Below are 23746 nucleotides of genomic sequence, written 5' to 3' on the forward strand. Positions count from 1 at the left end.
CGACCGCACCACCACGAAGGATCGCCATGTTCATCGGACAGCCGGACGGCCGCACCCAGGAGCGCATCCGCGCCATGATCGAGAACCCGCGGCGGCGGGCGTTCTGGGCGGCCCGCTCGCGCCGCCGCGTCGCGGTCGCCGCTTGGGCGGCCAGCACGTCGGCGACCGCGCTTTTCCTCGTCCTCCCCCTGGTCATCGACGACTCGTGGCCCCCGGCCTCGCTGATCTTTCTGGTCGGGTTCCTGGTCGCGATAGTGCTGACCATGGTGCTCGCCACCCAGATCAACATCGCCGCACGCTGGGTGATGGGCTACCGCGGCCTGGACGAGTTCCAGCGGGCGGAGATGGACCGGGCCACCCGGCTCGGCCACCACGTGACCGCCGGACTGGCGACCCTGCTCATCGGTGTGACCGCGGCCTTCGCGACGGCGGCTCCCGGGATCGACATGGACGCGGAGCTGCCGCTGGCCGTGTTGACGCCGCTGGTGCTCTTCACCGCCATGCTGCACGCCGCGTTCCCCGCCTGCTACCTGGCCTGGACCCGCCCTGACGAGGGTCCCGACGACGAAGACGACGTCTGATCCGCGGCACGAACGCCCTCATCGCCTACGAGTAACGGGGGCGCTGGACCTGATCATCGCGGCGCACGCGATACAGAGCGGAAGAATTCTCGTGAGCCGGAACGCCGAGGCCAAGTTCGGGGACCTTCCCGGCGTCGTGGCGCTGGAAGCCGAGTAGGCAGGGCCGGGCCGGTCACCAGATGTCGGGGCCGGCCCAGCCGTAGGTGTCGCGGCGGGAGACGGCGGCGAGCTCGTCCTCGGAGAGGACGCGGGGCTCGCCCAGCCGGCGGGCGCGCAGGTAGGCCGCGCACAGCCAGTCGAGCAGGCGCAGGTTCTCCAGGGCGTGCTCCAGGCCGCGGCCCAGGGCGACCCCGCCGTGGTCGGCCAGCAGCGCGGCGTCGCGGCCCTTGAGGGCCTTGACCGCCTGGTCGGCGATGTCGCCGCTGCCGTAGGTGGTGTACGGGGTCACCGCGATCGCCCCGCCCAGGGCGGCGGCGCGGTGGTGGATCGGCGGCAGCTCGACCAGCACCGAGGACACGGCGACGGTATCGGCGGTGAACGCGTTCACCACCGCGCTCGCCCCCTTCCCGTGGTCGGCGGCCTGCCGGTGCACGGCCATGTGCAGGGTGGTCTCGGCCGCCGGGTCGCGGCGGCCCTCCAGCATCCGGTCGTCCAGCGACATCACCGGGCAGTCGGCGGGCTGGATCTGGTCCAGGGGCACCCCGTGCGGGGTGACGACGACCAGGTCCTGGTTGCGGACACTGAGGGTGGCGGATTCACCGGGGGCGATACCGGGGAGGGCGGCGAGCGTGCGGGCGGTCAGGCAGACATCCCGTCGTTCCTGCTCCAACAACATCTGGTGATTTCCTCAAGGTGCGCGGTCGGGACCCGGGGGCGGGCCGTCGGTGCCGGACGCCCGGGACCCGGGCGAACCACTTAGGTACACCTAAATGTACGTCAAAGACTCTTCCCTGTATTCCCCAGGTTCGAGCGTGGGCTCCACCCCGAACCCCCGCGGAGTGTGGTTCTTTACGCCTGGGTTACGTGATGCGGACCACGGGTGACGACGCCTCCTACGAGCATTTGTGCTGATCAGAGCCGGTTTGTGGGTGTTGTGACGCAAGTGCCCTATGAGAAGAGGTTGTTTGTGACCAGCGGACGAGGGCACACCGGGCCCGTGAACGAACGCCATGACACCCTCCCGGAGGCGCCCTATCTGGCGCTTCCGGGCTCGACCCGCGCCACCAGCATCCACATCGACGGGCAGTGGCGGGCCGCCCGCGACGGCCGGGTGCGGGAGATCATCGACCCCGCCGACGCCTCCGTGCTGACCGTCGTCAGCGAGGGCGGCCGGGCCGACACCGAGGATGCGATCGCCGCCGCCGGACGGGCCTTCGCCGGTCCGTGGCGCGGCACCACGGCGGGCGAGCGCGCCCGCCTGCTGGAGCGCATCGCCGACCTCCTCCAGCGGGACCGGGCCGAGATCGCCCTGGAGGAGTCCCTCGACACCGGCAAGACCGTGGAGGAGGGCGGCATCGACGTCGACGACGTCACCGAGGTCTTCCGCTACTACGCGGGCCTGGCCGACAAGGACACCGGCCGCCTGGTGTCCGCGCCCGCGGGTGTGCAGAGCCGGATCGTGTACGAACCCGTCGGCGTCTGCGGCCTCATCACCCCGTGGAACTACCCGCTGCTCCAGCTCTCCTGGAAGCTCGCCCCGGCCCTGGCCGCCGGGAACACCTGCGTGATCAAGCCCACCGAGGTCACCCCCGTCACCAGCCTCAAGCTCATGGAGCTGGTGGTGGAGGCGGGCGTCCCCGCCGGGGTCGTCAACCTGGTCACCGGCAGCGGCCCCGAGGCGGGCGCGCCCCTGTCGGAGCACCCCGGTGTGGACCTGGTGTCCTTCACCGGCGGCCTGGCCACCGGGCGGCGGATCATGGCCGCCGCCGCGCCCACTGTCAAGAAGGTCGCGCTGGAGCTGGGCGGCAAGAACCCGAACATCATCTTCCCGGACGTGGACCTGGACACCGCCGTGGACTACGCGCTCGCCGCCGCGTTCTTCCACTCCGGGCAGGTCTGCTCGGCCGGGGCCCGGCTCATCGTGCACGAGGACGTCCACGACGCCTTCACCGCCGAGCTGGCCCGCCGCGCCGACGCCATCCGCATCGGCCGCGGCCAGGACGAGGGGGTGCGCTGCGGCCCGCTGGTGTCGGAGCAGCACCGGGCCAAGGTCGAGGCCGCCGTCGCCCGCGGCGTCGAGGAGGGCGCACGCATCATCGCGGGCGGCCGGCGCCCCGACGACCCCGGGCTCCGGGACGGCTACTTCTACCGTCCCACCGTGTTCGTCGACTGCGACCGCTCCATGGACATCGTCCAGACCGAGGTGTTCGGCCCGGTCGTCACCGTCGAGCGCTTCCGCACCGAGGAGGAGGCGATCGCCCTGGGCAACGACACCGACTACGGGCTCTCCGGCGGCGTGTGGACCGACGACACCGCGCGCGGCGAGCGCGTGGCCGCGGCCCTGCGCCACGGCACCGTCTGGGTCAACGACTACGGCCCCTACTTCCCCGGCGCCGAGTGGGGCGGCTTCGGCCGCAGCGGCATCGGCCGCGAACTCGGCCCGTCCGGGCTCGCCGAGTACCGGGAGGCCAAGCACATCTACCGCAACCTGGCGCCCGAACCGCAGCGCTGGTTCGGCTGACCGCGACAGCACGAGTCGGTTTCCCGGCATCCCCCGGTAGAACAACGAGAGGAATCAGGCCGTGTCCCACGACCGCACCTACGACTACGTGATCGTCGGCGGTGGCACCGCGGGGTCGGTGCTCGCCGACCGCCTCACCGAGGACCCCGACACCACCGTCTGCCTCATCGAGGGCGGACCCGACGACCGGGACCTGGAGCACGTGCTCCGCCTGCGCGACTGGTTGAGCGTCCTCGACGGCGACCTCGACCTCAAGTACACGACCACCGAGCAGCCGCGCGGCAACTCGCACATCCTGCACTCGCGGGCCCGCGTGCTGGGCGGTTGCTCCTCCCACAACACGCTCATCAGCTTCCGGCCCTTCGCCGAGGACCTCGACGACTGGGTGGCCGCCGGGGCCGAGGGCTGGGACAACGCCACCGTGCAGTCCTACGCCGACCGGATCAAGTGCAACATCGTCCCGGTCGCCGACAAGGACCGCAACACCATGGTCCGCGACTGGGTGGAGTCCGCGGCCAAGGCCACCGGCGTCCCGGTCGTCGAGGACTTCAACGCCCTGACCTCGCACGGCGGCGGGTTCGCCGAGGGCGCCGGGTTCCTGTCCATCGCCTACGACCCCTACACCGGGTACCGCTCCTCGGCGTCGGTCGCCTACCTGCACCCGATCATGGACGTGCGCGACAACCTCACCGTCCTGTTGGAGACCTGGGTGGACCGGGTCGTCCTGGACGGGGACCGCGCCACCGGGGTGGAGGCGACGGATAGGGACGGGCGCCGCATCTCGGTGTCGGCGCGGCGCGAGGTGATCCTCAGCGCGGGAGCCGTCGACACGCCGCGGCTGCTGCTGCTCTCGGGCATCGGCGACGCCGGGCACCTGCGCGAGGTCGGGGTGGAGCCCCGCCACGACCTGCCGGGCGTGGGCGAGAACCTGCTCGACCACCCCGAGTCGATCATCATGTGGAAGACGAGCAGGCCGGTCCCGCAGAACACGGTGATGGACTCCGACGCCGCGCTGTTCGTCCGGCGCGACGACTCCGACCCGCGCCCGGACCTGATGTTCCACATCTACCAGATCCCCTTCGACGACAACACGAAGCGGCTGGGCTACACCTCCCCGCCCGACGGCTACGCGGTCTGCATGACCCCGAACATCCCGCGCTCGCGCTCGCGCGGCCGGCTCTACCTGACCAGCGCGGATCCCAAGGACAAGCCCGCCCTGGACTTCCGGTACTTCACCGACCCCGACGGCTACGACGAGCAGACCATCGTCGACGGCCTCAAGATCGCCCGGCAGGTCGCCGAGGCCGAGCCGTTCCGATCCTGGATCGAGGCCGAGGTGGCTCCCGGCCCCGGGGTGCGGACCGACGAGGAGCTGTCGGAGTACGGCCGCCGCGCCGCCCACACCGTCTACCACCCGGCGGGCACCTGCCGGATGGGCGCCGCCGACGATCCGCTGGCCGTGGTCGACCCGCGGCTGCGGGTCCGGGGCCTGCGCGGGCTGCGGATCGCCGACGCGTCCGTCTTCCCGACCCTGCCCACACCCAATCCCATGGTCATGGTCCTGGCCCTGGGCGAACGCGCCGCCGACCTGGTGCGCGAGGACCACCGCCGCGAGGAGGCCCGATGAGCGCCCCGACGACCGAACCCGCCGCTTCGCCGGGCGGCCCGCAGGACGTCACCTTCTCCGTCCGCAACCTGTGGAAGATCTTCGGCAGGAACGCCGACACCATCGTCGGCGGCGAACTGGAGCGGGCCGACCGGGACCGGATCAAGGAGGAGACCGGCTGCACCGTCGCGGTGCGCGACGTCTCCTTCGACGTCCGACCGGGTGAGATCTTCGTGGTCATGGGCCTGTCCGGCTCGGGCAAGTCCACGCTCATCCGCTGCCTGACCCGCCTGATCGAACCCACCTCCGGGCAGGTGCTGCTCGACGGGGAGGACGTCGGCGAGGCCACCCCGCAGCGGCTGCGCGAGCTGCGCCGCCACAAGATCGCCATGGTCTTCCAGCACTTCGGCCTGCTGCCCAACCGCAAGATCATCGACAACGTCGCCTACGGCCTGGAGGTGCGCGGCATGGCGCGCGCCGAACGCTACGAGCGGGCCGAGCAGATGATCGGGATGGTCGGCCTGTCGGGTTATGAGGGCTCCCGGCCGGGCGAGCTGTCCGGCGGCATGCAGCAGCGCGTCGGCCTGGCCCGCGCGCTGGCCGTGGACCCCGAGGTGCTGCTGTTCGACGAGCCGTTCAGCGCACTGGACCCGCTCATCCGCCGCGACATGCAGCAGGAGGTCGTCCGGCTCCAGCGCGAGCTGGCCAAGACCTCGGTGTTCATCACCCACGACCTCCAGGAGGCGCTCAAGCTGGGCGACCGCATCGCCATCATGCGCGACGGCGAACTCGTCCAGGTGGGCACCCCGGAGGAGGTGGTGGGGCGGCCGGCCGACGCGTACGTCGCCGACTTCACCTCCGACGTCGCCCGCACCACCGTGCTCACCGCCCGGTGGCTGGTGCGCGACGCCTTCCCCGAGGAGAGCACCGACGGGCCGGTGACCGAACCCGGCACCGTCCTGGCGGAGGTGCTGCCGATGCTCGCCGCCAGCACCGCCCCGGTGCGGGTGGTGGAGAACGGCCGGCTGCTCGGCTACGTGGGCCGCGACGACGTGCTGCGCGCCATCGCCGAGGACCAGTTGGCCGACGCCTCCGTGGCCGCGGCCATCGAGGAGGAGACGGTGGGGGAGCTGTCCGAGGACCTCGTCGACCACGGTTCCGACAACCCGGCGGCCGACACCGGTCCGGAGGGGCCCGACCGGCCGGGGGAGGGCGACCCGGGCGGGGCCACGACCGCGTCGGCCGGGACCGACCCCGAGGGGCACGGGGGTCCCGCACCGACCGGGGCGGGTGGCTGACATGGCCGTGACGACTCCGGCCGGGGGGCCCGGCGGGTCCGACCCGGTGTACCGCGAACAGGGGAGCCGACCCCGGGCCGCAGCGCGCCGGGACCCGGCCGCGGTCCTGCGGTCCCCGTGGCTGTGGGCGCTGGTGGTGTTCGCCGTCCTGGTGGCGGGCCACTGGGCGGCCCGCCTGGCCTGGGGCGGCGGACCCGGCTTCCCGACCGACACCGGTGAACGGTTCATGGCGTGGCTGGACGGGATCTACGCCTGGATCGTCGTCAACCGCAACGACAGCCCGCTGTTCCTGTACTTCTTCAACTACATCTCGGTGGGGCTGGGGTCGGCCGTCGTGCTGATCAACCGGTTCCTGGAGTTCCTGGCCTGGCCCGGGGTGACCGTGCTCGGCACCGTCATCGCCTGGCGGGTGGCCGGGTGGCGGGTCGCGCTGCTGGTCCTGGGCACCTTCGGGGTGTTCGCCCTGACCGGGCTGTGGGACGAGTCGATGCGGACGCTGGCGCTGATCATCACCTCGGTGTCCATCGCCCTGCTGTTCGGCATCCCGCTGGGCATCCTGGCCGGGCGCAGCGACCGCTTCCACCGCGCCATCCGGCCGGTGCTGGACTTCATGCAGATCATGCCGGCGTTCGCGTACCTGCTGCCGTTCGTGCTGCTGTTCGGCATCGGCGACCCGGCGGCGGCCGTGGTCACCGCGGTCTACGCGATCCCGCCCGCGGTGCGCATCACCGCGCTGGCCATCCGCGAGGTGCCCCAGGGCGCCATCGAGGCGACCACCTCGCTGGGGTCCACACCCTGGCAGATCCTCACCAAGGTGCAGTTGCCCAGTGCCCGGCGCACCATCCTGCTGGGCGTCAACCAGACCATCATGCTGGCCGTGTCCATGGTCGTCATCGCGTCGGTCATCGGCGCGGGCGGCCTGGGCGACGCCATCTACCAGGCCCTGTCCAAGGTCAACGTGGGGCAGGCGCTCCAGGCCGGGCTGGCGATCGTCATGCTCGCCATCGCCATGGACCGGGTGACCGGCGCCGTCGGGCACGGCTCGCGGGGCACCGCCGGGGTCCCCGAGCGGTACCGGCTGCCGCTGCTGGGGGCCGACCTCATCATCCTCATCACCACCGTGGCGGTGTGCCGCCTGATCGGGGTGGAGGGCTGGCCGCGCGACCTCTCCGTCGACATCAGCGATCCGGTGAACGCCTTCGAGGACTGGCTCCAGACGGCCATCGGCCCGTTCACCACGGCGCTGGGCACCTGGACCCTGGACTGGGTGCTGGGGCCGCTCAGCGGGCTGCTGGGCGGTTCGCCCTGGTGGCTGGTGATCCTGTGCGCCACCGCGCTGGGCTGGATCTTCGGGGGGTGGCGCACCGCGCTGGTCTCCGCCGGGTCGTTCGTGGCCGTCGGCCTGCTCGGGGTGTGGGGCAACGCCATGGACACGCTGTCCCAGGTGCTGGTGGCCTCGGTGATCACCATCGCGCTGGGCGTGGTCGTCGGGGTGCTGATGTCGCGCAGCGACGTGTTCGCCGCGATCCTGCGGCCCGTCCTGGACGCCATGCAGACCCTGCCGCCGTTCGTGTACCTCATCCCGGCGGTGGCGCTGTTCGGCATCGGGCGGGTGCCCGCCCTGGTGGCGGCGGTCATCTTCGCGCTGCCGCCGGTGATCCGCCTGGTCAACGACGGCATCCGGGGCGTGTCCCCGGCCTCGCTGGAGGCGGCGACGTCCCAGGGCTCCACCGGGTGGCAGCTGCTGACCAAGGTCGAGCTGCCGCTGGCGCGCGGCTCGCTGCTGCTCGCCGTCAACCAGGGGCTCATCCTCGTGCTGTCCATGGTGGTCATGGGCGCCCTGGTGGGCGCCGGATCGCTGGGCTTCGACGTGGTGTTCGGCCTGGCGCAGAACGAGCTGGGGCTGGGTCTGGCCTCGGGTCTGGCCATCGTGTGCCTGGGCCTGTTCCTGGACCGGGTCACCCAGGGAAGGAAGGTGCAGCGTGCGTAGGGGACCTCTCATCAGGATCCTGGCGGCCGCGACCGCGGCGGCCCTGCTCTCCTCCTGCGCGGTGCGTACCGACCAGGTCGCCCGGGACCCGGGCACGGTGCGCATGGCGCTCAACGGCTGGGTCGGCTACGAGGCCAGCGCCGAGGTGCTCGCCTACATCCTCCGCGAGGAGATGGACTACCAGGTGCAGCTGGTCCGGGTGGACGAGCAGCCGTCCTGGCAGGCCATCGACCAGGGCGTCATCGACGTCATCGTGGAGAACTGGGGCCACGAGGACCTCATGGAGCTGTACGGCCCCGGGGGCAACGGCACCGTGGTCGACGGCGGCCCCAACGGCAACGAGGGCGTGATCGGCTGGTACGTGCCCGCCTACGTGGTGGAGGAGTACCCGGAGATCACCACGCTGGAGGGGCTCCGGGAGAACACCGACATCTTCCGGACGGCCGAGACCGGTGACCGGGGCGAGTTCCTGGGCGGCGCCCCCGGGTTCGTCACCCAGGACCAGGGGATGATCAACGCCTTCGACCTGGACCTCCAGATCGTGTTCGCCGGGTCCGAGCCCGCGCAGATCACCGAGGTGCGGCGGCGGTACGCCGACGAGGAGCCGGTGCTCTTCTACTTCTACGACCCGCAGTGGCTCCAGGAGGAGCTGGACCTGGTCAAGATCGACCTGCCGCCCTACGAGGAGGGCTGCGACGCCGACCTGGACTCGGTGCCCTGCGACTACCCGGCCTATGAGCTGAACAAGATCTTCCGGGCCGGGTTCGTGGAGGAGAACGACCCCGCGTACCGGTTCCTCGACAACTGGACGTGGACCAACGCGGACCAGAACGAGGTGGCCCGGATGATCGCCGACGAGGGGCTGGACCCCACCGAGGCGGCCGAGGTCTGGGTCCGGGACAACCCGGACGTGTGGCGGCCGTGGATCCCGGAGGACTTCGAGGACCGGTGACCGCCTCCCGGGCCGGGGGAGCGGCCCCGGCCCGGGACACGGATGGCGAAAAGTGCTACCGGTGGTGCTACCTGGTGGGTATCGTTGGGCGCATGACCGCTGAGAAGCTTTCCGTGTCCCTGGAGTCCGAGACGGTCGCCCGCGCACGGCGGGCGGCCGAGCGCGACGGCATTCCGCTGTCGAGATGGCTGGACAGGGCGGCCAGAAAGGTCGCCGACCTGGAAGAGGGGCGTGCCGCCCTCGAAGAGCACTTCGCCGAGCACGGGGAGCCCAGGCCCGAAGCCATGGCCCGGGCGCGGGCCGAGATGGACAGGACCGGCGTCGGACGTCCCGCCCCCCCGGAGGACCTCCGGGCGAACGATGCGGCCCTGGCGTATCTGGACCGGCTCGCAGAGGTCGACCGGCCGGAGTTCGTCGAACCTCCGGAGTCCTGGATGAAAAGGGATGACACATGAAGGTGTTGCGTCCCAAAAGCCTGGTTCTGGACGCGGGGGCGCTCCGCGCGGCCGAGGCCGATCCCCACGGCCAGGTGTGGTACCTGTGCCGCGAGGCCAACGCCGGAGGTCTGCAACCGGTGATCCCTTCCATCGTGCTGGCCCGGATCTGGCGGGGCGGAGCCCGGCAGGCGGGTGTCGCACGGATCGTCAAGGCATGTGAGGTGGTCGGGGTCGACCACTCCATGGCACTCCGCCTCGGAACCCTGCTGGGTGTGGCGGGAACACGCGACGTGGTCGACGGTGTGGTGGTCCTGCTCGCGATGGAGAGGAACGCGACGGTGGTCACCTCGGACCCCGGTGACATCGGGAAGATCGCCGACTCCGTCCAAGGGCGGGTGCCGACGATCGTGGTGTGAGAGATCGGTCGCGGTTGCGACGCGGCCCGGTCTCGGCAGGCATGACGAGGGGTTTCGGGGGAATCGGGGTATTCGCGCCCCTTGCCCGTGCGAGCACAGGACATGAGAATCATTCATGTTCGCTGGTGCGGGCACCGACCCCTGGAGGACCATGCGCTGGGACCGATTCGCCGTCGCGGTGGGAACGGTGCTGTTCCTGGACGCCCTGCGGGTGTTCCTGCCCTCGCTCACCACCCTCTTCGGGCGGGCGGGGGAGACCCCGGCCGAACTGATGGGCCTGTACGCCCTCGCCTGGTTCCTGGCCCCCGTCCCCTTCGTCGCCGCGGCCCGGCGCCTGGACCCCGGGCGCACCGCGCTGGCCGCGGGCGCCGTGCTCGCCCTCGGCCGCCTGGCCTTGCAGGCGACCGACGGCGGCGCTCCCCAGCTGTACCTGGCGTCGTTCCTGGTGGGCACCGGGGCGGTCTGGCTGACCGCCTCCGCCATGACCACCGTCGACCGGCCCCGCGCCACCGGGCACGGGGTGATGGTCGGCGTCGTCACCGGCGTCGCCGCCACCGCGGTGATCCACACCCTGCTCAACACCGTCGACCTCGCCTGGCGTGACGACCTCTGGCCCTGGGCCGGGGTGGCCGTCGAGGTCGCCCTGTTCGCGTGGGCCGCCGCCGGGGCGTACCGGTACGGGTCGGGCCACAGCGAACCCCGGCCCGCACCCGCCCGGGCCTGGCTCGCCCTGGGCCCGCTGCTGTTCCTCTCCGGGCTGTACACCGCCAACCCGGCCGTGGGCGAGGCCATCGGGGAGACGCCGGTCGCCGCCGCGCTGGTCGCCACCACCGCGGTCCTGTCCGTCATGGTCGCGGCCGACCCGCGCTGGTCCACCGGGCACCCGGCGGTCCCGTTCGTCCTCCTGGCCGGGGCGCTCACCGTGCTGGCGGTCTCGCCCACCGAGCTCGGCGGGGTCCCCGGGGTGTGGCCCGGCTGGGCGCTGGCCGCCCTGCCGATCGGCCAGCTCGCCCTGGCGGGCTGCGCCGGGTGGGCGGTCCACCGCACCGGCCGGCCGACGCGCGCGGCCACCGGGTGGGCGGCGTCCGGCGGGCTGTTCCTGCTGGCGGTCGCGGTCTTCGGGTTCTACGCCGCCTACGACCTGTACTACGACAACACAGCGGTGCCGTTCCTGGCCCTGGTGCCCCTCGCGATCGCGATGAGCGGCCGCGGTCCCGTCCCGTCCCGCGCCGGGCGCCCCTGGCTGACCGCCGGGGCGGCCGCGCTGGTCCTGGTCCTGACCGTCGCGGTGCCGTCCTGGCACACGTCCTTCCGCGGCGGGGCGGAACAGGCGCACGAACCCGTGTCGGGGCTGCGGCTGGCCGCCTACAACGTGCGGATGGGCTTCGACATGGACGGGCGCTACGCCCTGCACGAGCAGATCGCGCTGCTGAACCAGGACATGCCCGACATCGTCGTGCTCAGCGAGGTCGACCGCGGGTGGCTGCTCAACGGCGGCCACGACGCGCTGTCCCTCACCGCGGAGCAGCTCGGCATGGCGGCCTACTGGGCGCCCGCCGACGGGCCGCTGTGGGGCGACGCCCTGCTCACCTCCCGCGAGGTCACCGAGGTGCGCGGGCACACGCTCACCCCCAGCGGGCCGACCGGGGCCCAGGCGCTGGAGGCCGTCGTGCGCTGGGACGACGGCACCGAGGTCAGCGTCGTCGCCACCCACGTGCAGCCCCGGACCTACGACTTCACCGCGGAGAGCGCCCGTGCCCAGCTGCGGGACCTGGCGGCCATCGTCGAGGGGGCCCGGTCCGAGGGGCGGCCGGTCGTGCTGGCCGGCGACCTCAACATCGAGCCGGACGACCCGGCGTGGTCGATCCTGACCGACGCGGGGCTGCACGACCCCTTCGAGCGGCCGTTCAACACGATCCCGAGCCGGGCGGGGGAGCCCCAGGAGATCGACCACATCCTCGTCACCGAGGAGTTCACCGCGGCGAACCCCGGCAACCCGGACGTGCCGTACTCCGACCACCGGATGATCTCGGTCGACCTCGCCCCGGAGTGATCAGCGGCCGGGGCGCTCGTACCGCAGCCGCCGGGCCACCCAGTACACGTTCACGCAGGACGCCGCGAACCCGGCGGCCAGCGCCACCACCAGCCACGCGGGCGCCGCCATGACCACCGCCGCCGCCGTGCCCGCCGCCAGCACCAGACCCCCGAACACCGCCAGCACCAGTCGGAACCCCAGCGCGCTCGCCGGGCGCTCCGGGCTGCCCAGCGGTCCCTTCAACCGGCCCCGCCGCAGCTTCTCCCGACCCATCGCGACCACCTCCGGTCCCTACCACTACCCCTACCCCCGCCGCCCCCGCACCCGCCCCCCGCCCAACGCCGAGCCGAGATGTCCGGCGAATGGAGTGTCCGCCTGCCGATCGGGGAGAATGTCAGACAAGGAGCCGCCTTCGGCTCTACGCTGCACCGTATGGAGATGCTGCTCATGGAACACCAGATCACCATCCGCGAACTGCAGCGGAACACGGCCGAAGTCATCGACCGCGCGCGCAGAGGCGAGCATTTCCTGATCACCAGACACGGAGAGATCGTCGGCCGCCTCGTGCCGCCGGACCCGGCCGAGGAAGCACTGACCAGGGCGGTGAACAACGGGCTCATCGACCTCCGTGACCTGGAGTCGCTGCCCACGGCGGGAGAGGCCGCCGGAATGCCCAGGGAGCCCTCCCCGGCCGGTACCCGCCCCGCGTCCGACGCCTTGCTGGAACTACGTGAGGAAGAGGAGCGGTGAGGTTCGTCTACTTGGACACGTGCGCCGCGCTCAAGCTCTTCAAGGAAGAGGTCGAGTCGGAGGCTCTGGAACGCTGGTTGAACGACCGCGCCGACGCTCGCCAGATCACCTCCTACCTGACCCGTACGGAGCTCCGCCGGGCTCTGCACGCGGCGGGCGCGCGGCCCGAGACCCTGAAGAGGGCCGCCGAGTGGTCGAACAGGACGGCCCAGCTGCGCATGCCCGCCGAAGTGTTCGACGCCGCGGGCGAACTGTCACCGGGCACCCGCCTGCGATCCCTCGACGCGTTGCACGTGGCCTGTGCCCTGGGACTCGGCACGGCCCTGATCGGCTTCGTCACGTACGACGTGAGGCTGGCGAAGGCGGCGGAGGCCGAAGGCCTCCCCGTCGTCTCCCCCGAGCCGAGATGATCGGAGCACCGCGGGGGCGGGACACCGTCGCGGTGCCCCGCCCCCGCGGGTGAAGCCGGTCCTACAGGTCGCCGAGCAGGGCCGGGAGGGTGGACTCGTAGGCCTCGCGCAGCTCGGCCAGCGGGACCTCCACGGCGCCGCCCGCGTGCGACACCACCAGGGCGTCGCCGCCCACGGTGCCGATCTGCTCCACCGGGACCCCGTGCCGGGCCGCCAGCGCCACGAACTCCTCCTCGTCGCCCGGGGCCACCGCCACGACCGCGCGGGCGCCGGACTCGCTGAACAGGGCGGTGAACACGTCCTCGGACACCGTCACCCGCACGCCCGTGCCGCCGCGCAGCGCCGACTCGGCCAGGGCCACGCCCAGCCCGCCGTCGGACAGGTCGTGGGCGGCCTCGGCCAGCCCGCGCTCTGCGGCCTCGGCCAGCACCTCGCCCAGCGCCGCCTCGGCGGTCAGGTCCACCCGCGGCGGCAGCCCGCCCAGGTGGCCGTGGACCGTGTCGGCCCACGCCGAGCCGCCGAACTCCGGCCGGGTCTCGCCGAGCAGGAACACCCGCGCCCCCTCGGAGCCGAACGCCGTCTTCAGGCGGGTCCGCACGTCGTCGATGACGCCCAGCACGCCGATGACCGGGGTCGGGTTGATCGCCACGTCGCCGGTCTGGTTGTAGAAGCTCACGTTGCCGCCGGTCACCGGGGTGCCCAGCGCCTTGCACGCGTCGGCCAGGCCCCGGGTGGACTCGGCGAACTGCCACATGACGCCCGGGTCCTCCGGCGAGCCGAAGTTGAGGCAGTTGGTCACCGCCAACGGCCGGGCGCCGGTCGCCGCCACGTTGCGGTACGCCTCCGCGTACGCCAGCTGGGTGCCCGCGTACGGGTCCAGGCGGGTGTAGCGGCCGTTGCCGTCGGTGGACAGCGCCACGCCCCGGTGCGAGTCGTCGGCGATGCGGATCATCCCGGCGTCGTGCGGGGTCGACACCACGGTGTCGCCGCGCACGTAGGAGTCGTACTGCTGCGTCACCCAGGTCGGGTCGCCCACACCGGGCGCGCCGAGCACCCGCAGCAGCTGCTCGCGCAGCTCCGCGTCGGTCGCGGGCCGGGGCAGCGCCGCGGCGTCGTCGGCCTGGAGCGCGTCCTGCGACTCCGGGCGGGCGTAGGGGCGCTCGTAGACCGGGCCTTCGTCGGAGGCGGTCCGCGGCGGCATGTCCACCACGGTCTCCCCGTGCCAGGTCATGACCAGGCGCCCGCCGCGCTCGGCCTCCTCGGCGGTGACGTCGGTGACCTCGCCGATCTCGGTGGCCAGGATCTGCCACTTGTCGCAGATGGCCAGGAACTCGTCCATCCTGGCCGGCTCGACGATGGCCATCATGCGCTCCTGCGACTCGCTCATGAGGATCTCCTCGGGAGTGAGCCGCGGGTCGCGCAGCGGCACCCGGTCCAGCCGGATGCTCATACCGCCGGTGCCGCCCGCCGCCAGCTCGGTGGTGGCGCAGGAGACGCCCGCCGCGCCCAGGTCCTGGATGCCCACGACCAGGTCCTTGGCGAACAGCTCCAGGCTGCACTCGATGAGCAGCTTCTCCATGAACGGGTCGCCGACCTGGACGCTGGGCCGCTTGGCGTGCGACTCGTCGTCGAAGGTGGCGCTGGCCAGCACCGACGCGCCGCCGATGCCGTCGGGGCCGGTGGTGGAGCCGAACAGCACCACCTTGTTGCCGGGGCCGGGCGCCTGCGCCAGCTTGATGTCCTCGTGCTTCATCACGCCCACGCACAGGGCGTTGACCAGCGGGTTGCCGATGTACCCGGCGCCGAAGCCGATCTCGCCGCCGATGTTGGGCAGGCCCAGGCAGTTGCCGTAGAAGGAGATGCCCGAGACCACGCCGGGCAGCACCCGCTTGGTGTCGTCGGCGTCGGCCGGGCCGAACCGCAGCGCGTCCATGACCGCCACCGGGCGGGCGCCCATGGTGAGGATGTCGCGGACGATGCCGCCCACACCGGTGGCCGCGCCCTGGTGCGGCTCCACGTAGGAGGGGTGGTTGTGCGACTCGATCTTGAAGGTCACCGCGCGGCCGTCGCCGACGTCGACCACGCCGGCGTTCTCGCCCATGCCGACCAGCAGGGCGTCGCTCTGGGGGGCCTTCTCGCCGAACTGGCGCAGGTGCACCTTGGACGACTTGTAGGAGCAGTGCTCGCTCCACATGACCGAGTAGATGGCCAGCTCGGCGGAGGTGGGGCGGCGGCCCAGGATCTCGCGGACCCGCTCGTACTCATCCTTCGCCATGCCCAGTTCGGCGTACGGCTGAGGCGTGTCCGGGCTGTTCTGCGCCACGGCGACGGTGTCGAGACGAGGTACTTCAGACATGCGTGGTTCCGTTCGGGATGTGCGGATGTGAGCCGGGCCGTGGCGTCCGCCGACCGGCGCGGAAGGTCGTGGGCGGGGTCATCGGGTGAGGTCCGCGTAGCGGACCATCAGCACCGCGGGCTCCCCGGCGGCGCCCGTGGAGGAGTCGGCGATCATGACGGTCTCGTCGGTCAGCACGGTCTGCTCCGGCGGCACGTCCTCGGGCGACTCGGCGCCCTCGGGGAGCATGATCTTCCAGTCCCGGTCCAGCAGGTGGTCGTAGACCTCCCGGACGGTGGCCCGGGCGTCCCCGGTGATCTCACCGTCCTCGGTGAGCACGGTGACCAGCAGGGCGCAGCCCTCCTGCCGGCAGTACACGCCGTCCTCGGGGTCGGAGGTGTAGGACAGCCCGGGCGGCGGGTCCCCGAGCGACGAGACCTCGGGCACGTCGGGCGCCTGTGCGGGCGGGGCCCCGCCCTCCTGGCCGGTCTGCTGCGCGCCGGGCGGTACGGAGCCCAGCGAGTTGAACAGGCCGACGGCGGCCGACACCACCAGGCCCACGACGACGACGGAGGCGAGTACGTACATCGTGGTCCGGGAGCGCAGGAGCGCCATCATCGCGAGGATCGTCCCCTTGTCGGTGTGCGGTGGGACCGGGCCGGGCTCAGACGCCGGCCGGGCTCTTGGCGCCCAGGTGGGCGAGGATCGAGGTGAAGAAGCCCAGGCCCTCGGTGGAGGGGCCGGTCAGCGCCTCCACGGCGTGCTCCGGGTGCGGCATGAGGCCGACGACGTTGCCGTGCTCGTTGGTGATCCCGGCGATGCCGCGGCGCGAGCCGTTGGGGTCGGAGCCCGTGTACCGGACCACGACCCGGTTCTGGGCCTCCAGGGCGTCGAGGGTGGCCTCGTCGGCGACGTAGCTGCCCTCGCCGCTCTTGAGGACGACCAGGATCTCCTGGCCCTCGGCGTAGTCGCCGGTCCAGGCGGTGGCGGTGTTCTCCACCCGCAGCCGCTGCTCGCGGTTGACGAAGCGCAGCGTGGAGTTGCGGGTGAGCGCGCCCGGCAGCAGGTGGCTCTCGCACAGGATCTGGAAGCCGTTGCAGATGCCCAGGACCGGCAGGGCCCCGGACCGGGCGGCCGGGACGAGCTCGGACATCAGCGGTGCGAAGCGGGCGATGGCGCCGCAGCGCAGGTAGTCGCCGTAGGAGAAGCCGCCGGGAAGGACGACCGCGTCGACTCCCTTGAGGTCGGCGTCCGCGTGCCACAGGGCGACGGGCTCGGCGCCCGCCAGCGCGACGGCGCGCGCGGCGTCCTTGTCGTCGAGGGAACCGGGGAAGGTGACGACGCCCACACGGGCTGTCATGAGCACACTCCGAGTCGTTGGTCGGGTCCCTCCCCGCGGCTGCGGGGAGTTTCGGCGAGGAGGCTGGCGGCGCCTGTCCGACCCCGAGGGGGGTACCGCGCCCGCACTTGGCAGCGTACCCGCTCACCTGTGCTCGGGTACGACGCTCACCCCCGTTCCGCGGCTCGCGTTCGTACGATTCTCCCGATTCCAACGGCTCGGAGGGGCCGACGGGTGTACGACCCGACAGCCGCCGTGGTGTGCGACACAGTGGCGGCGGCGGTGGCCGCCGACCGCCCCGGGACCCCTCAGGCCCGGCCCAGGGCCAGTGCGCCGAGCCGGGCCGGGACGCTCCCGGCCGTGTCGTCGTCGGGGCCCTCGTCGCAGGTGGTGCGGCGTTTGCGCAGGAGCACGGTGATCCGCGGCTCCCCCTCGAAGGACACCTCGTCCATGAGGCGGCGCATCAACAGAATGCCCCTACCCGATTCGGCATCCGGTCCGGGTAGGGGCGGTGGGCGCTCCGAGGTGAAGCGGGCGGCGAGCGCTTCGGGGTCGGGCGCTCTCCCCGTATGGGAGATGCGGACCTCGCACCACTGCCGGTCGATCTCGGCGTCCACCCGGTAGTCGGAGGTGGGGCCGCCGTGTTCCACCGCGTTGGCGCAGGCCTCGGAGGCGGCCAGCAGGAAGTCGTCGACGCACCCCCGGCACAGCCCGCCGCGGAACAGGAGGGTCCCGAGGATGTCGCGTACGACCGCGACCGTGTACGCCCGCCGTGGAAGGGAGATCGAGAAGACGGCGTCCATGAAATAACACCTCTCGTGCTCCGTCGTCGGTCATGGGCCCGGCCCGTCAAGGAACCTTCCCGAGGGCGGCGGACGTAAAACGACCGGCGGCGTCCTCATGGGACACCGCCGGTCGTTCCATTGCACATCCGGCGCCGCGGGCACTTCTCGCGCTTTTGGGCGAAGGCCGTTAATCCGGCGCGACCGTCCGCTGCGGAGCCGGGTGGGGCGGGCGGATCAGGAGGCCACGTGCACCCGGAAGTCCTCGATCACGGTGTTGGCGAGCAGGGTCTCGGCCAGGCGGCGGACGTCGGCCAGCTTGGCCTCGTCGACCTCGCCCTCGACCTCGACCTCGAAGCGCTTGCCCTGGCGGACCTGTTCGATCCCCTCGAAACCCAGGCGCGAGCAGGCGCCGGCGATCGCCTGGCCCTGCGGGTCCAGGATCTCGGGCTTGAGCATGACGTCAACAACGACGCGGGCCACAGGGTCCTCCACAAGAGAAATGGGTGTGCCGCCCTCTTCGTCCCCTCCCGGCTCCCCGGCCGGGCGGACGCCTCTCCGTACTGCTCGGAGCGGGCGACGCCAGAGTACGGCACACGCGGGGGCGCCGGTGCGGTTGAGGCCTTCGTCACTCCCGGGCCGGTGTGTGGCCGGGTCCGGCCGGGGAATATCCGGGACCGCCTGCGGGGTAGGGGGAAACGGGGGTTTTTACCGCATCCTGAACCCCTCAAGCGAGTGTTTCGGTACGTTCGTGACTCGGATCACCACGATTGATGTCATCATTGGGAGCACAAGGTGGCGTCTAACAGGGTGGAAGTGATCGTCCGGTCGTCCTGAGGGGGAATCTTGACGACTATCGAAATGGAACCGATCGCCGCGCGGAACAGTGACCGGCAGGAGCCGGAAGAGGCGTTGGACTTCGCCACCGCCGTCACGCCGTTCGCGGATCAGCTCTACCCCACGGCCCTGCGGATGACCCGCAATCCGGCCGACGCAGAAGACCTCGTTCAGGAAACGTTCGCCAAGGCCTTCGCCAATTTCCACCAGTTCCGCGCCGGCACCAATCTGCGTGCCTGGCTCTACCGGATCTTGACCAACACCTTCATCAACAGCTACCGCAAGAAGCAGCGCGAGCCGCGCCAGGAGACCACCGACGAGATCAAGGACTGGCAGCTCGCCGCCGCCGAGGCGCACACCTCCTCGGGCATGCGGTCGGCCGAGAACGAGGTCCTGGACCACCTGCCCGACTCCGACATCAAGCAGGCGCTCGCACGGCTGCCCGAGGAGTTCCAGGAGGTCATCTACCTCGTCGACATCGAGGGCTACGCCTACAAGGAGGTGGCCGAGCGCATGGGCACCCCGCTGGGGACCGTGATGTCCCGGCTGCACCGCGCCCGGCGCCAGCTCCGCGAGATGCTGACCGACTACGCGCGCGAACGCGGCATGCGCGTTCCCGCCGCCCGCTAGTCCCGCTTCGGCCCGCCCGCCGCCGCCCGCAACGGACGGCCCGGCGGCCGACGTCCTTCTTCCCGGAGGTATCTCCTCCGGAGCCCCAGAACCCCGCCGCGCCGCGGGGACCCGGGGCGTTCAGCGGCACCTCACGGGAGGGCTGGAACCCCGCCCCCGTCCGGCGCCCGGGCCCGCGACCCCGCCCCCCGGGGGGTTTCGGACCGACCTCTCCGCCACGCTCCGTGGCCGGACCCGGCCGCCCGTCGCTCCGCGGCCGGACCCCGGCGACCCGGCGGCGAAGTCGTCGGAAGACCTTGTACATGCTAGGAAGCCCTGCTAATCGCGCTGCTCCGGCATCGGGGAACATGGACTCGCGGCGTAAAAGGTGATGGCCGGGTCTTGCGCTGGCCAGGGTGAGTTCTGTCACCATATGGTGAGGTCCGCCGTACACCCATCACCCCGGGTGCGCGCGCGGCGATCCGGCCGATCAGCGCTCACCCGCGCGAAACCGGCCCCGAATACCGAGGAGCGACGTGTCGGACACCACCGTGCACGAGGAACCGGAGCTCATCCAGCTCCTGACACCGGAGGGGGAACTGACGGGGCACCCCGACTACCCCCTGGAGATCACCGCGGACGAGATCCGCGACCTGTACCGGGACCTGGTCCTGGTGCGCCGCTTCGACAGCGAGGCCGTCTCCCTCCAGCGCCAGGGCGAGCTGGGCCTGTGGGCCTCGCTGCTGGGCCAGGAGGCCGCGCAGATCGGCTCCGGCCGCGCCCTGCGCGGGACCGACATGGCCTTCCCCTCCTACCGCGAGCACGGCGTCGCCTGGTGCCGCGGCGTGGAGCCCAAGGAACTGCTCGGTATGTTCCGGGGCGTCACCAACGGCGGCTGGGACCCCCACGAGCACGGGTTCCACCTCTACACGATCGTCATCGGCAGCCAGGCCCTGCACGCCACCGGCTACGCCATGGGCGTGCAGCGCGACGGCGCCGTCGGCGAGGACGGCACCGCCGTCATCACCTACTTCGGCGACGGGGCCACCAGCCAGGGCGACACCAACGAGGCGTTCAACTTCGCCTCGGTGAACAACGCCCCCGTGGTCTTCTTCTGCCAGAACAACCAGTGGGCCATCTCCGAGCCGCTGGAGCGCCAGGCCCGCGTGCCCATCTACAAGCGCGCCTCCGGCTTCGGCTTCCCCGGCCTGCGCGTGGACGGCAACGACGTGCTGGCGGTCCTCGCCGTCACCCGGGCCGCACTGGACAACGCCCGCGAGGGCAACGGCCCCACCCTGGTCGAGGCGTTCACCTACCGGATGGGCGCCCACACCACCAACGACGACCCGAGCCGGTACCGCAACGCGGCCGAGCTGGAGGAGTGGAAGGCCAAGGACCCGATCCTGCGGGTGCGCCGCCACCTGGAGAACAACGGCCTGGCCGACGAGGGGTTCTTCGCCTCGGTCGACGCCGAGGCCGACGCCCTGGGCGAGAAGGTCCGCACGCAGTGCCGGAACCTGCCCGACCCCGGGCCGCTGGACATCTTCCACGAGGTGTACGCCGAACCCAACGTCCACATCGACCGCCAGCGCGCGGAGTACGCCGAATACCTGGCCTCCTTCGAGGCGGAAGGGGTCCGATAGGCCATGACCAACCTCACGATCGGCAAGGCCATCAACGCCGGCCTGCGCGCCGCCATGGAGCACGACCCCAAGGTCCTCGTCATGGGCGAGGACGTCGGCCGGCTCGGCGGTGTCTTCCGGGTGACCGACGGCCTGCACAAGGACTTCGGCGCCGACCGGGTCATCGACACCCCCCTCGCGGAGTCCGGCATCGTCGGCACCGCCATCGGCATGGCGATGCGCGGCTACCGGCCCGTGGTGGAGATCCAGTTCGACGGGTTCTTCTTCCCGGCGGCCAACCAGACCTTCACCCAGCTCGCCAAGATGCGCCGCCGCTCCGCCGGCACGCTCAGCATGCCCGTGGTCATGCGCATCCCCTACGGCGGCGGTATCGGCGCCGTGGAGCACCACAGCGAGTCGCCCGAGTCGTACTTCCTGCACACGGCGGGCCTGCGCGTGATCAGCGTCGCCAACGCCGTGGACGCCTACTGGATGATCCAGCAGGCGATCCGCAGCGAGGACCCGGTGATCTTCCTGGAGCCCAAGCGGCGCTACTACGAGAAGGCGGAGGTGGACACCGAGGCGTCCATCGCCGAGGCGACCCCGATGGGCGCCGCCCGGGTCGCCCGCCCCGGCACCGACGCCACGCTGCTCGCCTACGGGCCCATGGTCAAGACCGCCCTCCAGGCGGCCGAGGCCGACACCGACCACTCCATCGAGGTCATCGACCTGCGGTCGCTGTCCCCCGTGGACTACCCGACCATCGTCGAGTCCGTGAAGAAGACGGGGCGCCTGGTGGTCGCCCACGAGGCCACGCTCACCGGCGGGCCGGGCGCGGAGATCGCCGCCCGGATCACCGAGGAGTGCTTCTACCACCTGGAGTCCCCGGTCATCCGGGTCGCCGCGTTCGACACCCCCTACCCGCAGTCGCGGCTGGAGGAGTACTACCTGCCGGACCTGGACCGGGTCCTGGACGGGGTCGACCGGGCGTTCGCGTACTAGGGGATCAGGGACACATGGCGATTCAGAAGAACGCCCCCGCGGTGGGCGGCGTGCACTCGTTCAAACTGCCCGACGTGGGCGAAGGCCTGGTCGACGCGGAGATCCTCACCTGGTTCGTCAAACCCGGTGACGTGATCGAGGTCAACCAGAACATCTGCGAGATCGAGACGGCCAAGGCGGTCGTCGAGCTGCCGAGCCCCTTTGCGGGCACGGTCAAGGAACTGCTGGTCGAGGAGGGGCAGACGGTGGACGTCGGCACGGTGATCATCACCGTGGACGACGGCACCGGCGGCGGGGACGACGCCCCGGTCCCGGCTCCGGCCGCGGAGGAGCGGGAGAAGCCGCTGGTGGGCTACGGCGAGAAGGCCGCCGCCACCCAGCGCCGCGCCCGCCGCCGCCCGGCGCCCTCCGGCCCGGTCTCCCCGGCCCCGGCCGCCAGGCCGGTCGTCGCTCCGGCTCCGCCGGTGGCGGTGGCCCCCACTCCCGTGGCCGCGCAGGGGCGCCCGCTGGCCAAGCCGCCGGTGCGCAAACTCGCCAAGGACCTGGGGGTGAACCTGGCGACGGTCGCCCCCAGCGGCGCGGGCGGGATCATCACCCGCGACGACGTCCACGCCGCGGCCCAGGGCGGGCAGGCCGCCCCGGAACCGGCCGTCGCACCCCAGGAGGCCCCGGCGGCCCCCGCGGCCGCGGGGACGGTCGACCGGTCCGCGCGGGAGCGGCGGGTGCCCATCAAGGGCGTGCGCAAGGCGACCGCGGCGGCGATGGTGGGCAGCGCGTTCACCGCACCGCACGTCACCGAGTTCCTCCAGGTGGACGTCACCCGCACCATGAAGGCGGTCGCGCGCCTGCGCGAGCACCCCGACTTCGCGGGTGTGCGGGTGTCGCCGCTGCTCATGGTCGCCAAGGCGCTGCTGCTGGCGATCAAGCGCAACCCGGACGTCAACGCGTCCTGGGACGAGGCGAACCAGGAGATCGTGGTCAAGGACTACGTGAACCTGGGGATCGCGGCCGCCACCGAACGCGGCCTGGTGGTGCCCAACATCAAGGACGCCGGCGCCAAGACGCTGCCGCAGCTGGCGGCCGCGCTCAAGGAACTCACCGAGACCGCCCGCGCGGGCAAGGTGACCCCCGCGGACATGTCCGGCGGCACGGTCACGATCACCAACGTGGGCGTGTTCGGAGTGGACGCGGGCACCCCGATCCTCAACCCGGGGGAGGCGGCGATCCTCGCCTTCGGCCAGATCCGCGACATGCCGTGGGTGCACAAGGGCAAGCTGAAGATCCGCAAGGTCACGACGCTGTCGCTGTCCTTCGACCACCGGCTGGTCGACGGGGAGCTCGGCTCGAAGGTGCTGCGCGACATCGGCGCCGCGCTGGAGGACCCGGAGCTGACCTCGCTCGCCTGGGGGTAGTCTCCTGTGAACCGCATCGTCGGGGCTGACGGTGCGACGTGGCCCCCGGGGGAGACCCCGGGGGCCGCACACGTCTCCGGGGTGCCCGCCGGGGCGGGGCGAGAGGGGCCTGCCGGGCCCGGCGGGGGCCGTACGGGGAATCCGGGAAAAGATCCGCGCGGGATGTCGAGGATCCGCGACGGGCTCCGTCCCCGGGGTGAAGGCGGCCGGAAGCGGGCCGCAACCGTACCGAGGGGAACGACGATGGCCAAGTACCTGTTGCTCAAGCACTATCGCGGCGCGCCGGCGGCGGTCAATGACGTGCCCATGGACCGGTGGACGCCGGAGGAGATCTCGGCCCACATGCGGTACATGAACGACTTCGCGGCCCGGCTGGAGGAGACCGGGGAGTTCGTCGACAGCCAGGCGCTCGCCCCCGAGGGCACGTTCGTCCGCTACGACGGCGAGGGCCGGCCGCCGGTCACCGACGGGCCGTTCGCCGAGACCAAGGACCTCATCGCCGGCTGGATGGTGATCGACGTCGACAGCCACGAACGTGCCGTCGAGCTGGCCGGGGAACTGTCGGCCGCCCCCGGGGCGGGCGGGAGGCCGATCCACGAGTGGCTCGAACTGCGCCCGTTCCTGGGCGCGGCGCCCACCATCACGGAGTGACC

Annotated in this window: 23 protein-coding genes; 16 read left to right on the top strand and 7 right to left on the bottom strand. The window is 72.0% G+C overall.

Annotated features, from left to right (window positions below):
- The first annotated feature begins 26 nt into the window (after positions 1 to 26).
- Positions 27 to 581, top strand: a complete 555-nt coding sequence (locus QJS33_RS10295; RefSeq protein ID WP_306367671.1) for a hypothetical protein — start codon at positions 27 to 29, stop codon at positions 579 to 581.
- 172 nt (positions 582 to 753) lie between these two features.
- Here QJS33_RS10295 and QJS33_RS10300 read toward each other — a convergent pair whose 3' ends face one another.
- A complete protein-coding gene (locus tag QJS33_RS10300) occupies positions 754 to 1416 on the bottom strand; it encodes a class II aldolase/adducin family protein (RefSeq protein ID WP_306367672.1) in 663 nt (220 codons plus the stop codon).
- 321 nt (positions 1417 to 1737) lie between these two features.
- Between QJS33_RS10300 and QJS33_RS10305 the strand changes: the two genes are divergently transcribed.
- From QJS33_RS10305 to QJS33_RS10340, 8 genes are all read left to right on the top strand, one after another.
- Positions 1738 to 3261 (top strand): aldehyde dehydrogenase family protein, encoded by a 1524-nt coding sequence (locus QJS33_RS10305; RefSeq protein WP_306367673.1) that lies wholly within the window; start codon positions 1738 to 1740, stop codon positions 3259 to 3261.
- Positions 3262 to 3322: 61 nt separating this feature from the next.
- A complete protein-coding gene (locus QJS33_RS10310) occupies positions 3323 to 4888 on the top strand; it encodes a GMC family oxidoreductase (protein WP_306367674.1) in 1566 nt (521 codons plus the stop codon).
- On the top strand, positions 4885 to 6165 hold the full coding sequence (locus QJS33_RS10315) for a glycine betaine/L-proline ABC transporter ATP-binding protein (protein ID WP_306367675.1): 1281 nt from the start codon (positions 4885 to 4887) through the stop codon (positions 6163 to 6165). The genes QJS33_RS10310 and QJS33_RS10315 overlap by 4 nt, the downstream gene beginning before the upstream one ends.
- 1 nt (position 6166) lies before the next feature.
- Complete coding sequence (locus QJS33_RS10320; protein ID WP_306367676.1) at positions 6167 to 8155, top strand: proline/glycine betaine ABC transporter permease; 1989 nt, start codon at positions 6167 to 6169, stop codon at positions 8153 to 8155.
- On the top strand, positions 8148 to 9107 hold the full coding sequence (locus QJS33_RS10325) for an ABC transporter substrate-binding protein (RefSeq protein ID WP_306367677.1): 960 nt from the start codon (positions 8148 to 8150) through the stop codon (positions 9105 to 9107). The genes QJS33_RS10320 and QJS33_RS10325 overlap by 8 nt, the downstream gene beginning before the upstream one ends.
- A gap of 92 nt (positions 9108 to 9199) precedes the next feature.
- The gene (locus QJS33_RS10330; RefSeq protein ID WP_306367678.1) at positions 9200 to 9562 is read left to right on the top strand and encodes a hypothetical protein; all 363 of its coding nucleotides are present in this window, start codon (positions 9200 to 9202) and stop codon (positions 9560 to 9562) included.
- Positions 9559 to 9960, top strand: a complete 402-nt coding sequence (locus QJS33_RS10335; RefSeq protein WP_306367679.1) for a hypothetical protein — start codon at positions 9559 to 9561, stop codon at positions 9958 to 9960. Before QJS33_RS10330 ends, QJS33_RS10335 begins: the two co-directional genes overlap by 4 nt.
- A gap of 115 nt (positions 9961 to 10075) precedes the next feature.
- Complete coding sequence (locus QJS33_RS10340; protein WP_306367680.1) at positions 10076 to 12013, top strand: endonuclease/exonuclease/phosphatase family protein; 1938 nt, start codon at positions 10076 to 10078, stop codon at positions 12011 to 12013.
- Here the strand turns inward: QJS33_RS10340 and QJS33_RS10345 are convergent, their stop codons facing one another.
- Positions 12014 to 12268 (bottom strand): hypothetical protein, encoded by a 255-nt coding sequence (locus QJS33_RS10345; protein ID WP_306367681.1) that lies wholly within the window; start codon positions 12266 to 12268, stop codon positions 12014 to 12016. It lies immediately after the preceding gene.
- Positions 12269 to 12427: 159 nt separating this feature from the next.
- Here QJS33_RS10345 and QJS33_RS10350 point away from each other — a divergent pair, with 159 nt between their 5' ends.
- On the top strand, positions 12428 to 12745 hold the full coding sequence (locus tag QJS33_RS10350; RefSeq protein WP_306367682.1) for a type II toxin-antitoxin system Phd/YefM family antitoxin: 318 nt from the start codon (positions 12428 to 12430) through the stop codon (positions 12743 to 12745).
- Complete coding sequence (locus tag QJS33_RS10355) at positions 12742 to 13155, top strand: type II toxin-antitoxin system VapC family toxin (RefSeq protein ID WP_306367683.1); 414 nt, start codon at positions 12742 to 12744, stop codon at positions 13153 to 13155. Before QJS33_RS10350 ends, QJS33_RS10355 begins: the two co-directional genes overlap by 4 nt.
- Positions 13156 to 13216: 61 nt before the next feature.
- On the opposite strand, the gene purL is transcribed toward QJS33_RS10355, so the two are convergent.
- From purL to purS, 5 genes are all read right to left on the bottom strand, one after another.
- Entirely contained in the window at positions 13217 to 15511 is a 2295-nt protein-coding gene (gene purL / locus QJS33_RS10360; protein ID WP_306367684.1) for a phosphoribosylformylglycinamidine synthase subunit PurL, read from the bottom strand.
- Positions 15512 to 15589: 78 nt separating this feature from the next.
- Positions 15590 to 16108 (bottom strand): hypothetical protein, encoded by a 519-nt coding sequence (locus tag QJS33_RS10365; RefSeq protein WP_306367685.1) that lies wholly within the window; start codon positions 16106 to 16108, stop codon positions 15590 to 15592.
- 46 nt (positions 16109 to 16154) lie between these two features.
- Positions 16155 to 16850, bottom strand: a complete 696-nt coding sequence (gene purQ / locus QJS33_RS10370; RefSeq protein ID WP_306367686.1) for a phosphoribosylformylglycinamidine synthase subunit PurQ — start codon at positions 16848 to 16850, stop codon at positions 16155 to 16157.
- Between the two features lie 287 nt (positions 16851 to 17137).
- Positions 17138 to 17632 (bottom strand): ATP-binding protein, encoded by a 495-nt coding sequence (locus tag QJS33_RS10375; protein WP_306367687.1) that lies wholly within the window; start codon positions 17630 to 17632, stop codon positions 17138 to 17140.
- Between the two features lie 216 nt (positions 17633 to 17848).
- On the bottom strand, positions 17849 to 18094 hold the full coding sequence (gene purS / locus QJS33_RS10380; protein ID WP_220564319.1) for a phosphoribosylformylglycinamidine synthase subunit PurS: 246 nt from the start codon (positions 18092 to 18094) through the stop codon (positions 17849 to 17851).
- Between the two features lie 378 nt (positions 18095 to 18472).
- On the opposite strand from purS, the gene QJS33_RS10385 reads away from it, so the two are divergent.
- The 5 genes from QJS33_RS10385 to QJS33_RS10405 all read left to right on the top strand — a co-directional run bounded on the left by QJS33_RS10385 (position 18473) and on the right by QJS33_RS10405 (position 23744).
- The gene (locus QJS33_RS10385; protein ID WP_306367714.1) at positions 18473 to 19078 is read left to right on the top strand and encodes a sigma-70 family RNA polymerase sigma factor; all 606 of its coding nucleotides are present in this window, start codon (positions 18473 to 18475) and stop codon (positions 19076 to 19078) included.
- A 515-nt stretch (positions 19079 to 19593) separates the two neighbouring features.
- Entirely contained in the window at positions 19594 to 20700 is a 1107-nt protein-coding gene (pdhA, locus tag QJS33_RS10390) for a pyruvate dehydrogenase (acetyl-transferring) E1 component subunit alpha (protein WP_306367688.1), read from the top strand.
- Positions 20701 to 20703: 3 nt separating this feature from the next.
- Positions 20704 to 21681, top strand: coding sequence for an alpha-ketoacid dehydrogenase subunit beta (locus tag QJS33_RS10395; RefSeq protein WP_306367689.1), 978 nt, complete (start codon positions 20704 to 20706; stop codon positions 21679 to 21681).
- A gap of 14 nt (positions 21682 to 21695) precedes the next feature.
- A complete protein-coding gene (locus QJS33_RS10400) occupies positions 21696 to 23093 on the top strand; it encodes a dihydrolipoamide acetyltransferase family protein (protein WP_306367690.1) in 1398 nt (465 codons plus the stop codon).
- 243 nt (positions 23094 to 23336) lie between these two features.
- Positions 23337 to 23744 carry a YciI family protein gene (locus QJS33_RS10405; protein ID WP_306367691.1) on the top strand — a complete coding sequence of 136 codons (408 nt, stop codon included), beginning with the start codon at positions 23337 to 23339 and terminating at the stop codon, positions 23742 to 23744.
- Positions 23745 to 23746: the final 2 nt, after the last annotated feature.

Source organism: Nocardiopsis sp. CC223A (assembly GCF_030766825.1).
GTDB lineage: Bacteria > Actinomycetota > Actinomycetes > Streptosporangiales > Streptosporangiaceae > Nocardiopsis.